Below are 12,834 nucleotides of genomic sequence, written 5' to 3' on the forward strand. Positions count from 1 at the left end.
TAATGGCATACGTAGTAAATTAAAAACTGCTGAATATTAAACAACCAATATTACTTTTATAAGAAAATTTTTGTTAAATTTCATTGTAAAATTTTTTTTACACATTCCGCTAATCGATGTCTGAATTATTTGACAATAGGATATAAAAAGTAAAATTTTATCACTAATTCCCTATAAAGTGTCTATAATCTTTGACAAATCCAATGGCATAAAACGATATAGATGTACTAAGAAAGTCACGCTTTAACAAAATTTATACTAGTAATTATTTTCCGAAGATTATATACTTTCAGACATACACTAGTTTTTCTATCATTTACAATTCCTCACACACATCATCGAAGTAGTAAAGAAAGGGCTAAATCATAACATCTTAGCATTCCTCACACAAATGAGCAGTAAGCTTTCCCTTTTCTTTGAAGTAAGAAACTAGTTTTAAAGGAGGTGAAAGTTCGTTTCTATCCTTATTTGTAAAATCATTTAGCCAAAAATCAGTTGGAAAAGAAAAAAATAAAAGGGGTGTTTCATTTGAAAAAGTATTCCATGATAGCAATCGGTCTATTGCTCGTCCTCTCTATTTTCCTAAGTGCCTGTTCTAGTGAAGGCAGTTCTGGTGGAGGAAAAAGCAATTCCGAAGAAATTTTAGTTGGTGTCCTCTTGCCGGTAACAGGAAATAATGCAACTGACGGAAAAGACATGTTAAACGCTATGCAAATGGCAGCAGAGAAAATAAATAATGATGGCGGAGTTAATGGAAAAAAATTAAAGCTTGAAGTGGCTGACGATGCCTGTGATCCTCAAATGGCCACAACAGCTGCGAATAAGCTTGTTTCCATGAAAGTAACTGCAGTTGTTGGAGGATATTGTTCTGGATCTACATTGCCAGCATCAGGTGTTTTCAATAACGCCAAAATCCCTATGATTGTTGCAGCAGCTAATTCATCAGAATTACCAGCACAGGGCTATGAGGGCCTATTTCTAATTAATGGTTTAGTTCCTGATCAGGCCAAAACAGGGGCTGACTATTTCAAGGACAAAGGTGCTAATAACATTGTCATCATTCATGATAACTCAGCTTACGCAAAAAACTTAGCTGATTTTGCTCAGAAATCTGTTGAAGAAAATGGCGGTAAGGTCATTGGCTTCGAAGCTATTAATCCTGAAGAAAAAGATTTTGGCTCATTAATGACTAAGCTAAAATCGCTAAACCCTGATGGTACTTTTTTTACCGGCTATTATGCAGCTGGCGGTCTAATGCTCAAGCAATTTAAGGAAAAAGGCGTTTCCGGATCTTTCATGGTTGGAGATGGCAGCTATTCACCAGATATTATCGATATCGCTGGAGCTAATAATGCAGATGGCTTATTAGTAACAGCTACTCCTACGGCGAACTTTATTCCTGGAGCCGATGAGTTTGTTAAAGAATATAAGAGTAAGTACAACGACTTATCACCTGGTCCATTCTCAGCTTTATCTTATAACGGAATGAATCTATTAGCTGATGCATTAAAGAGAGCCAACTCAACAAATAGCGAAGATGTAAGAAAAGCACTAAAGGAAACGAAAGCCTTCGAAGGCATCGGCCAAGTGATTGAATTCAATGACCAAAACTCTCTAAATCAATCGAACTACCATGTAATGAAAGTAGTAAGTGGAGATTTCACTTTGGAAAAATAAGTAAAAATCACTGGAACGTATAAACTTTAGGTCAAGCGTTTCATATTCCTCTTATATGCATTGGGCTGTCTTATACATAACAGGGGCCGACAATTAAATGTCTATCGTTATACGTTAAGCATTGTTAAGGTCGCCCCTTGTGGGACAGCACCAAATTCACTTCAGACATCCGCCAAATTTACGCACAGAGGAGAGTCGGAATAATAATGGATATATTCTTACAAATACTAATTGATGGATTGGTAATAGGTGCCTTTTATAGCTTAGTTGCTCTAGGATATACGATGGTATATGGAATTATTAAGCTGCTAAATTTCGCCCATGGCGATCTTTATATGATAGGTGCCTTTATCGGGTTTACCCTTCTCTCTTTATTTACGGGTGATGGCGGGTTTAATACCGGAATATTAGGTATTGGCATTGTTTTCATTGCTACGATGGCAATTGTTGGACTGCTAGGGATGGGTATTGAGAGAATTGCCTATCGGCCGCTGTTGCTTGCCCCTAGGCTGTCAATCTTAATTACAGCAATTGGTGTGTCCTTATCACTGGAATATACATCTATGATCGGATGGGGTGCTTCTTACAAGGTATACCCTATTAAACTGCCAAATGATGGACTTCAGTTTTTAGGAGCGCAAATCTCTTTTGCTCAGATAGGGATGATTGTACTTTCTGCACTATTGATGATTGGTCTTCGCTTATTTATTGATAAAACCATTTACGGTAAGGCGATGCGTGCCATTGCTTTAGATCAAACAGCTTGCAGCTTAATGGGCGTTAACGTACATCGAATCATTGCCCTTACATTTTTTATTGGTGCATTCTTGGCTGCCGGAGCCGGAATCATGTCAGGCGTCTACTACGGAACGATTAACTTTATGATGGGATTTATCATTGGCCTTAAAGCCTTTACAGCAGCAGTTCTAGGTGGAATTGGAAATATAACAGGCGCCATGCTTGGAGGTCTAGTTCTTGGGATTATCGAAGCTTTCGGCACCTTTTACCTCGGCGGATCGTGGAAAGATGTACTTGCCTTTGGAATTCTCATCCTATTCTTAGTATTTAAGCCTACAGGCATACTGGGAGCAAAAGAAATGGAGAGGATGTAGTGATGAAAAAGTATAAGAAACAATCCCTTTTGCTGGCCATCATCGCCTTATTCGTTCTTCCATTTTTTCTGAATAGTTATTGGTTAGATGTCTTAACCCTTGTACTTTTTTATGTTGTTCTAACGCAAGGATTGAATATAGTAGTCGGATATACTGGCCTGCTGGATTTAGGCTATGCCGCGTTTTTTGCTGTTGGAGCTTATACAACTGCCATACTAATGACCACTTATCATTGGTCCTTCTGGCTGACGCTTCCTGTAGCGTTCCTTTGCGCAGTTATCGCAGGTGTCGTTGTTGGAACTCCGACTCTCCGATTAAGAAGTGATTATTTAGCCATCGTTACCCTCGGGTTCGGTGAGATTGTAAAAATATTAGCTACCAATTTGGAAATTACCGGGTCAGCTTCTGGAATTTATGGTATTCCTCGGCCAGCCATTGGCAGCTATATTTTGTCATCACAAAAGGACTTTTATTATTTAATATTAGTTGTCGCCATCCTCTCCATAATTGCTGTTTACAGATTAGGGCGTTCAAGGATCGGACGGGCATGGATTTATATTCGTGAGGATGAGGATGCCGCAGAAGCTATGGGGATTAATCGAATTCGGCTGAAATTGCTTTCGTATGCTTCTGGAGCCGTTATCGGAAGCTTTGCCGGTTCTATCTTCGCTGTCAAAATGAGTGCAATCGCCCCTTTAAGCTTTAGCTTTTTACAATCAGTTATGATTCTTCTTGCCGTTGTATTAGGAGGACTTGGAAGTATTCCAGGTGTTGTGATTGGTGCTGTACTAGTCATCGTTCTTCCAGAGGTTCTGCGCGGTGCAGACGATTGGCGCTATTTAATATTCGGGGTTTCCTTAGTGGCTATGATGATCTTCCGTCCGCAAGGAATATGGCCATCTAAAAACGGAACCGAGGATGTGGCCGATATAGACGATGATGAAAAAACGAATGACCCAAAACACACCATATCTATTTAATTCTACTTCGAAAGAGAGGGGGCCCATTGAATGTCTTTATTAACCGTAAAGAACTTAAAGCTTCAGTTTGGAGGATTACTTGCCGTAAATGATTTATCCTTTACTGTTGAAAAAAACTCTATATCCAGTATTATCGGACCGAACGGAGCTGGAAAAACTTCAGTATTTAATATGATTACTGGTTTTTACCGTCCGACCAGCGGAGAAATTAATTTGGACGGGACAAGCTTAATCAATAAAAAACCTAGTCAAATAACGGCTTTAGGAATGGCCCGGACATTTCAGAACCTTCGTTTGTTTCCAAACTTATCTGTGTTGGATAATGTAAAGTCTGGAATGCACTGCCGTACGAAGCAGGCCGTTTGGGGTGCCTTGTTTCAAACAAAAAGCCAAAAAGAAGAAGAAAGATTAATAGAACAGGTTGCCATGGATTGCATTGAATTTGCAGGGATCACCAAATATATGAAAAGATCTGCAAAGAACCTCCCATATGGAGCCCAACGCTATTTAGAGATTGCCCGAGCATTGGCCACCCAACCAAAAATATTGTTATTAGATGAGCCGGCTGCAGGGCTAAACTTTGAAGAAAAGCAATATTTAATTCAGCTGATTAGAAGAGTTCGCGACGAATTTAATATTACGGTTTTAATGATTGAGCATGATATGGCATTGATTAAACAAATCTCCGAGCATATTACGGTTATTGATTATGGTTGTAAAATTGCAGAAGGCACCCCTGAGGAAGTGCTGAATAACGAAAAGGTCATTGAAGCATACCTGGGCAAGGAGGAAGTCGTTTGAAGCCTCTACTAAAACTGACGGACGTAAATTCTTACTATGGGAAAATTCATGCACTAAATAATATAAATTTGGAAATTAATGAAGGGGAAATTGTTGCATTGCTAGGAAGCAATGGAGCAGGCAAAAGTACGACCCTTAAAACGATATCCGGATTGATTAAGCCAAAATCAGGTAATATCGAATGGAATAATCAGAGTATTGTCGGGGTTCAGCCGCATAAAATTGTCGAATCAGGAATTATTCATGTCCCTGAAGGAAGACGGATCTTTGGCGGCCTCACCGTTACTGAGAATTTAGAGCTAGGCGCCTTTACATTTAGAAAGGACAAGAAATGGATAAAAGAAGGAATTGAACGATCTTTTGACCTGTTTCCACGATTAAAGGAACGATCTAAGCAGTTAGCAGGCACACTCAGCGGAGGGGAGCAGCAGATGGTTGCTATCAGCCGCGGTCTAATGGGAAATCCAAAGCTGTTGATGCTTGATGAGCCATCGATGGGGCTTGCTCCCATTATCGTTCAAGAGATTATGAGAATTATCCAGGAAATTAACAAGCAAGGAACGACCATTCTATTAATTGAGCAAAATGCAAAAGCTGCTCTTCGTCTTGCCAATAGAGGCTATTTAATTGAAATTGGGAATATTGTTATGCATGATACAGCTGATGTTCTCCGGGAGGATGATAAAATTATTAAAGCGTATTTGGGAGCTTGAGATGGATCTTTAAAACAAAAAAACCAGCACGATGCTGGTTTTTTGCTTTGAAACTTAGCCAATACGAATCAATTCTGTTGGAAATGAAGTTAATAGCTTTCCATTGCCAGCTTCATCAATATAAACATTTTCCTCAATCCGTACTCCGCCATATCCCGGAATATAAATGCCTGGCTCAATTGTAAACAGGAGCCCGCTTTCTACTATTAAATCATTATTTTCATGGACTGAAGGCTCTTCATGCACATCAATCCCCAAACCATGCCCGACACGGTTATTAAAATATTCTCCATAGCCAGCTTCTTTAATTACATTGCGGGCTGCAATATCAATTTCCCCAATTCGAATACCCGCTTTACAAGCATTTACGCCTGCTTCTGTGGATTTTCGAACAATATCATAAATTTCTCTCTGTTTCGCAGTTTCCTCACCAATGACGAATGTTCGAGTAATGTCAGAGCAATAGCCATCCACAATGACACCCATATCAATCAGTAAAAAGTCGCCTTGATTGATCGTTTTCTGATCTGGACTTCCATGTGGTAAGGATGCTTTTTCTCCTGATAAAACAATCGTTGAAAATGAAGGACCCGCTGCTCCAAACTTTCTCATAAGAAACTCTAATTCTGCCGTAAAGTCTTGCTCTGTCATACCAGCTTTGACCTTCTTAATTCCTTCAGCCATTACTTTTTCAATCACATGAATGGCAGTCTGAATCTTGCTGCATTCCTCTTGAGACTTTTTCATTCTTTGCTGGGAAATAAAATCTCCAATATTTTTATAGTTTAAATCAGAGAAAAAGAGATTGAGCTGTTCATGGTGATATAAAGAAATAACTTTTGTTTCTAAGCCGATTGTATGAACACCTTCACCAATCGTGTCTTTTAAAACTTTATATGGATTTACTTCATCAGAAATCGTTACAATCCTCTTTTCAAAAGAATCATTTTCTGCAATTTCCCGATCTAAGGCAGGAACAAATAAATATTGATCTCCCTTATTAATATCCATGACTAAAGCCATAAATCTTTCATGAGGATCAGAATTGAAACCTGTATAATAGAAAACATTTTTCGGATCTTTAATGATCGCTACATCGACATTTTGATTTTCTAAGTATTTCTTTAACTCATTTAATCTACTTTGATATTGTTCTTGCATAAGTTGTCATCCCTTACATTTTATATTATTTCACACAGCTTAGGGCTATAAAATGACTAGCTCCTTCGTTGATGGGGTTAATACTTCTCGGCCATTTTCGGTAATTAGGATAACATCCTCTACCCTCGCTCCGCCTAAGCCTTTTAAATAAATACCAGGCTCAACGGTTATTACCATGTTTTCCTCTAATACTTTGTCTTTTAATACAGAGAATAACGGGGCTTCATGAACCTCTATCCCAATTCCATGACCTGTGCCAGTTCCTGATTGTTCATTAAACCCGTGCTTAATAATATTTTCACGCATTAAATAGTCGACCTCTTTGTCAGTCAGCCCCGGACGTAAATGAGCAACGCAATTTTCGAATGAAGTCAGCACAACATCATGAAGGTTTCTTAATTCAGGTACCGGCTCTCCAATTGCAACAACCCTAGAAATATCGGCCCAATAGCCTTCGTAATTGGCCCCAAAATCAATTGTAATCATATCGCCTTTTTCAATAATTTTATCACTCGCACGTCCATGTGGCAATGAGGAGCGATATCCGGATGCAACGATTGGAGAAAATGTTGTAGTTGTGCCGCCATGTTTTTTAATAAATGCTCCAAGTTCTTCTGCTACATCCAGCTCAGACATACCAGCCCGGATAATATTTAGAATATGTAAATACGCTTTGTCAGTAATATCCGCGGCAACACGCAATTTCTTAATTTCGTCTTCCGTTTTAATCATACGAATCTTCTCGACTGCTTCAAAAGTTGGCACTAGTTCAGCAGAGAATAATGTTTCATTTCTACTAAATAGCCCATAAGATAAATGCTCTTGCTCAAAACCGAGCTTACTAATCTTCATTTCATTCGCTTGGACAACAACTTCTTCAAAGATTTTCCCTTTATGGCCTGTATGCCCTGCGTGCAAAACAACTTCAAAGTCCTTTGCTTGATTTTGAGCCTGTTCAAAATAGCGATAATCGGTAATAAGCTTTGCTTCTGTTTCAGTAATAAGAAGTACCCCATTGCTTCCAGTAAAACCAGACATGTACAATCTGTTCACTGGATGAACGATCATCATTCCATCTACACCTAATTCATTAAACTTCTCTCGGAGTCTATTAATTTTATGCATACTTTTTCCCCCTCAAGTTTTAGATTCAATTAAATATTAATGCAATTTTTGTGCCATAAAAAAACGAGAGTAATTTATAAATTAATAGGTTTGTTTTTCATTTAAGGTTTTATTATTTTTTACACATTCAAAATTTTTTGACAACTTATGTATAACTTTTTAAACACAGTTAAATGAATTGCTCACAATTTTCAGAATCCACTAATCAATTAAAGAAATTATGTACTGGCACAATTCTTGCAATATATTTTTGAATATTCTAAAAAGGGGGAGTCTATTTTGTTAAAACTAAAAACTGCAATAACTGTCATTCTTTCTCTTCTTATCGTTTTAGCCCTCACAGGCTGCTATGGAAAAAGCAATGAAACGAGCAAGCCATCATCAACACCAGAAACAAAAGGAACTGAGACTAATCAACCTTCTACACCTGCTACAGAAGAACAAACGTTAAATTTGTATGCCGCAAATGAAATTCCTACATTAAAGACAAATGGAGTGATCGATGGTATTTCAGGCACGATGATGTTAAATCTTTATGAAGGTCTGTACCGAGAGGACCAAGACCAAAAACTCGTACCTGGAATAGCGAAGGATCATGAAATTAGCGATGATGGCAAAACATACACCTTTCATTTACGGGATGATGCAAAATGGAGCAATGGTACGCCAGTAACCGCTCATGATTTTGTATTCGGCTGGCAGAGAGCACTTCACCCAGACACCCTTTCACCTCACTCCTATGAAATGGACAGTATCGTGAACGCAGTAGAAATTCAAAATAAAGACCATGAACTTTATGGTAAAGTAGAAGAACTCGGTGTTAAAGCGATTGATGACTTTACACTTGAAGTTCAATTAGCACATGCGATTCCTTATTTTCTAGATACGTTAAACAATACTCTTTACTACCCGCAAAATGAAGAATTTTTGAATTCGCAAGGCGACAATTATGCATTAGAACCAGAATACTTAATTTATAATGGCCCATTTATTCTTGATTCTTGGAAACATGAAGAAGGATGGGTGCTTAAGAAAAATCCTACCTACTGGGATGCAGGAAATGTAAAGATTGAAACAATTAATTTCAAAGTTGTAAAAGATGTTTCTACTGGTGTAAATCTGTACGATTCTGGTTCTGTCGACATGACAAACTTGTCATCAGAATTTGTTGATCTTTACCAAGGCAATCCAGATCTTCAATCTTTAATAAAAAGGGAAATGTATTTTATCCGCTTTAACCTTCAAAACAAATATTTAAGCAATGTGAATATCCGAAAAGCAATCGATATGGGCTGGAATAAGAAAGAAGCCGCAGAATTGATTCTTAAAAACGGCTCTATCCCTGCTTACTACTTAATTCCGGAAAAAATGGTAACCGTTACAGATGGAAGTGATTTCAGAAGCAAACACGGAAACTTTAATGATGAAGGAATAGAAAAAGCACAAGAATATTGGCAAAAAGGTTTAGAAGAGCTCGGCACTGACAAAGTTGAACTAGAATTTTTAAGCTATGATGACGGCCAGCGCAAGTCCGTAGCAGAATATATTAAGAACCAACTCGAAAAGAACCTACCGGGATTAACTCTCAATATCAACCAACAGCCTAATAAACAAAAGCTTGCGTTAGAAGGCAAACAGGAATATGATATGAGCCATTCCGGCTGGCGCAGCGGGATTGCCGATCCAACTGATTTTATGTCAATTCACCTTTCAGACGGTCCATACAACTGGCAAAGCTATGTAAGTGCTGATTATGACAAGTTAGTGAAAAAGGCTCAGGTAGACTTTACTAATATTGAAGAACGATTTAACAATCTCCAAGATGCTGAACAAATCCTAATTGAAAAAGATGTAGTTATTTCACCGATGTATCAAGCAAGTGAAGCATACCTTTTAAAACCATATGTTAAAGGATTCGTCACCCTTCCAAATACAACGTACAGCTATAAGTGGACGTATATTGAAGGAAAATAATATGAACTAAACGGACTGTCCGATAATTCCCGCAAAATAAAGCAGCTGAAGAAAAAAAATTTCTTCAGCTGTTTTCAAATGAAAAAGGTTTGCCCAACCGAATTCAACTTACAGCAATAAATAGACGTATATGATAGGAGAATAGTTGGATCAAAGAACAAAGCGCTTATATTTTTGCGCTTGTTATTCATTACATCCAGAACTTCTATTTCCCCCGCAATAACAAAAAAAGAGGCATACATTTATATAGTATGCCTTTCAAAAAAAAAGATAGGGGGTATATATCAATATTAAACAGATAAGCGATTGAAATTGGTTTTTTATAGGGTGTACATACAAACACGTATTCAATAAAGATAAATGACGTTATTGTATTTATTGCAATTTTTGTGCCAAAACTGAAAAAATTCATTTAATGATTCAAAATATTTTTTAAAAAACTTATAAGTTCTAAATCATCGCTTAGAGAAATGAGCTTTATTAAATTTTTATCTAAAGCTTATTACTAACCTATTAAAATTGGATTGGCATGTGAATTGCATTTTTTGTACATGATCTAATTAAAATGGAGGCTTCATTAATGAATACAATAAAAACCGAAATAGAAGAAAATTTTCACGGCACGATTGTTAAGGACCCTTTCCGCTGGTTAGAGAATTCTGAGCTGGAAGAAACGAAGGAATGGGACGCAAAACAGATGGCCGCTACGATTCAGTATATCGAGGAAATCCCAGAAAGGAATAAAATTCATGATAGATTGAAGGATCTATGGAATTATCCGAAATATTTTGTTCCGAAAAAACATGGAGATTTCTATTATTATTTAAAAAATAGCGGTTCGAGTAACCAGCCTACTCTTTACCGTGCGAAAGATTTAAAGGCAGTTGAAGAAACAGAGGAAGTCATTCTTGATGTTAATTCTTTAGCTGATGATGGGACAATCGCAATTACAAATCTTTCATTTCATTCAGATGGAAAGCTGCTCGCTTATGCTCTTTCTGAAAAGGGGAGCGATTGGCAGGAATTTAAAATATTAAATTTAGAAACTATAGAGCATTATCGCGAAAAGATTTTGTGGTGCAAGTTTTCTAGTATTGCTTGGTCGGAGGACGGGAAAGGTTTCTATTATAACCGTTACCCAGAAGCACAAAATGAATTAAATGACGAAAATCATTTTAATAAAGTGTATTGGCATACATTAAATACAGAGCAAACGGCAGATGAGGTTGTATTTGAATACCCAGAAGATGAACAAATGGTGTTCTATCCTACGATCACAAGTGACAACTCTTATCTAATGCTTTATGCAGGCAGAGGCACCGAACATTTAAGCAGATATCTTTATAAAGATTTAACCGTGCCAAACAGCGAGTTTAAGTGGCTATTACAAAACGGAGATGCCCTCTATTCCTACATTGGCATAGAAGATACGCAATTATACTTTTTCACAGATAAAGAAGCTCCAAACGGGAAAATCATTAGTTTTTCAATAGATGCTCCAGAGAGTGAGAATTGGACTGAAGTTATTCCTGAGACCGATGATTCCATTTCTACTATTAAAATGGTTGGAGGGCATTTAGTCGTTTCTTACATTCGCCATGCTTCATATGTATTAAAGCTTTTCACTCTGTCAGGTGAGTTTGTAAAGGAAATACCTCTGCCGGAATTAGGAACAATCGTTGAGATTGGTGGAAAAAAGGAAGGGAACGAGCTTTATTTTAGCTACACATCTTATCTATCGCCAACTTCCATTTATAAATATAGCTTTGAAATCGGTCAAGTAGAGACTATATTTACACCTTCTCTTCAACTTGATCTTTCCGATTACAAAACGGAGCAGGTCTTCTATCAATCTAAAGACGGTACAAAAGTGCCGATGTTTTTAACTTATAAAAAGGGAATGAAACGAGATGGACAAAATCCAGTTCTTCTTTACGGTTATGGTGGATATCATATCTCCTTAACTCCTTCATTCTCGGCTTCCAATTTATTATGGCTTGAGAATGGCGGCATTTACGCTGTTGCAAACATTCGCGGCGGGGGCGAATATGGACTTGCTTGGCATGAAGCTGGCATGAAGGAAAAGAAGCAAAATGTATTCGATGATTTTATCGCCGCGGGAGAATACCTCCTCTCTGAGGGCTACACAACCTCTGAAAAATTAGCGATCATGGGAGGCAGCAATGGAGGATTGCTCGTAGCTACTTGTATGATTCAGCGTCCAGAACTTTTTGGTGCAATTATTTGTAATGTGCCTGTTTTAGATATGCTTAGGTTCCAAAAGTTTACAGTGGGCAGATTTTGGGTGACGGAATTTGGAGATCCAGAAGGTACACGTGAAGAGTTTGAAGTTTTGTATGCCTATTCGCCATTGCATAATATTCAGGAAGGTTTCCAATACCCTCCTATTTTAATTACAACTGCCGATTCAGATGACCGTGTCGTTCCTGCACATGCACGGAAATTCACAGCTGCATTGCAGGTGGCCAATCCAGACTCATCTAACCCAATATTATTGAGAATTGAAAAAGGTGCTGGACATGGATTAGGAAAACCGGTTGAAAAAATTATTGGTGAGCATACTGATATTTATGCATTTTTGTTTAATCATTTGGGGGTTTAAGAATGACAAAGGAAGATATATAGCAATCTTGAGGACCTTCAATTTGGAAACTATAAAATCGAGGCGTGGATATGAATCCAGCCTCGATTTACATTTCATTATAAGTTTAGCGCGGACACCAGTTCCGTTATATGCTACAAAATAAGGAAATTCCTTATGTTTGAGGACATAGGTTCCTTTATTTTGTATTAAAGTAGTGATTTCCTTATGTTTTTTCGTATATAGCGTACCTTGTGTCCGCTTAGCCCTTAAATTAGAAACATTTATAAAAAATAACAGAATCAATGTCCACTTAAGTTTAAAATTTTTATATTTTCATAGAAAAAAATATCGATCATATTCCACGATCGTTTCAATTTCTTTGATTGTTTGACTCATAGAACGAATACCAAATATATTTTGAATAAAAGTCATTTTAATCAGCACAACAGGATCAATACTCGGACGGCCAACTGTTGAATAGAGATTTTCAACCAATGGATAAATGAAGAGAAATCAATAGCTGATTCAATTTTACGTACCAAATGATCTTGTGGTACTAGTTGGTCAATAGCGATCACTTCTAATTGGTCTCTTTCAGTATTATTGTTTCTCTTCATCATAATCCATCACCTTTAGATATCTCTTATTAAATATTGTAAATGAAAAAAGACTGTAGGCAAACTCGA

General features: G+C 37.4%; 9 protein-coding genes and 1 pseudogene. 7 read left to right on the forward strand and 3 right to left on the reverse strand.

The genetic code is table 11. The annotated features are described in order from the left end of the window. The first annotated feature begins 519 nt into the window (after positions 1-519). The 5 genes from V7127_RS01990 to V7127_RS02010 all read left to right on the forward strand — a co-directional run bounded on the left by V7127_RS01990 (position 520) and on the right by V7127_RS02010 (position 5,283). Positions 520-1,677, forward strand: coding sequence for a branched-chain amino acid ABC transporter substrate-binding protein (locus tag V7127_RS01990; protein ID WP_335483128.1), 1,158 nt, complete (start codon positions 520-522; stop codon positions 1,675-1,677). A gap of 206 nt (positions 1,678-1,883) precedes the next feature. Further along, the gene (locus V7127_RS01995) at positions 1,884-2,789 is read left to right on the forward strand and encodes a branched-chain amino acid ABC transporter permease (protein WP_335483130.1); all 906 of its coding nucleotides are present in this window, start codon (positions 1,884-1,886) and stop codon (positions 2,787-2,789) included. Between the two features lie 2 nt (positions 2,790-2,791). Continuing rightward, entirely contained in the window at positions 2,792-3,769 is a 978-nt protein-coding gene (locus V7127_RS02000; protein ID WP_335483132.1) for a branched-chain amino acid ABC transporter permease, read from the forward strand. Positions 3,770-3,799: 30 nt separating this feature from the next. After that, a complete protein-coding gene (locus V7127_RS02005) occupies positions 3,800-4,570 on the forward strand; it encodes an ABC transporter ATP-binding protein (protein WP_335483134.1) in 771 nt (256 codons plus the stop codon). Beyond that, positions 4,567-5,283 (forward strand): ABC transporter ATP-binding protein, encoded by a 717-nt coding sequence (locus tag V7127_RS02010; RefSeq protein WP_335483137.1) that lies wholly within the window; start codon positions 4,567-4,569, stop codon positions 5,281-5,283. Before V7127_RS02005 ends, V7127_RS02010 begins: the two co-directional genes overlap by 4 nt. Positions 5,284-5,337: 54 nt before the next feature. On the opposite strand, the gene V7127_RS02015 is transcribed toward V7127_RS02010, so the two are convergent. Together V7127_RS02015 and V7127_RS02020 are read right to left on the reverse strand one after the other, a co-directional pair. Continuing rightward, entirely contained in the window at positions 5,338-6,444 is a 1,107-nt protein-coding gene (locus V7127_RS02015) for a M24 family metallopeptidase (RefSeq protein WP_335483139.1), read from the reverse strand. Between the two features lie 45 nt (positions 6,445-6,489). Further along, positions 6,490-7,569: a M24 family metallopeptidase gene (locus tag V7127_RS02020; RefSeq protein ID WP_335483141.1), complete on the reverse strand. Its 1,080-nt coding sequence runs from the start codon at positions 7,567-7,569 to the stop codon at positions 6,490-6,492. Between the two features lie 279 nt (positions 7,570-7,848). Between V7127_RS02020 and V7127_RS02025 the strand changes: the two genes are divergently transcribed. Beyond that, positions 7,849-9,543, forward strand: a complete 1,695-nt coding sequence (locus V7127_RS02025) for a peptide ABC transporter substrate-binding protein (protein ID WP_335483143.1) — start codon at positions 7,849-7,851, stop codon at positions 9,541-9,543. Between the two features lie 580 nt (positions 9,544-10,123). Then, positions 10,124-12,166: a prolyl oligopeptidase family serine peptidase gene (locus V7127_RS02030; RefSeq protein ID WP_335483145.1), complete on the forward strand. Its 2,043-nt coding sequence runs from the start codon at positions 10,124-10,126 to the stop codon at positions 12,164-12,166. A gap of 324 nt (positions 12,167-12,490) precedes the next feature. Here the strand turns inward: V7127_RS02030 and V7127_RS02035 are convergent. Beyond that, a pseudogene (locus V7127_RS02035) lies at positions 12,491-12,768 on the reverse strand (transposase); the annotation flags it as partial. Positions 12,769-12,834 lie beyond the last annotated feature (66 nt).

This window comes from Bacillus sp. JJ1773, assembly GCF_036962035.1.
In the GTDB taxonomy this organism is placed as follows: Bacteria; Bacillota; Bacilli; order Bacillales; family Cytobacillaceae; genus Cytobacillus.

Excerpts from the sequence above, each read along its gene's own strand:
- V7127_RS01995 (WP_335483130.1), top strand. The coding sequence starts at position 1,884 with ATGGATATATTCTTACAAATACTAATTGATGGATTGGTAATAGGTGCC.
- V7127_RS02000 (WP_335483132.1), top strand. The coding sequence starts at position 2,792 with ATGAAAAAGTATAAGAAACAATCCCTTTTGCTGGCCATCATCGCCTTA.
- V7127_RS02005 (WP_335483134.1), top strand. The coding sequence starts at position 3,800 with ATGTCTTTATTAACCGTAAAGAACTTAAAGCTTCAGTTTGGAGGATTA.
- V7127_RS02015 (WP_335483139.1), bottom strand. The coding sequence starts at position 6,444 with ATGCAAGAACAATATCAAAGTAGATTAAATGAGTTAAAGAAATACTTA.
- V7127_RS02020 (WP_335483141.1), bottom strand. The coding sequence starts at position 7,569 with ATGCATAAAATTAATAGACTCCGAGAGAAGTTTAATGAATTAGGTGTA.
- V7127_RS02030 (WP_335483145.1), top strand. The coding sequence starts at position 10,124 with ATGAATACAATAAAAACCGAAATAGAAGAAAATTTTCACGGCACGATT.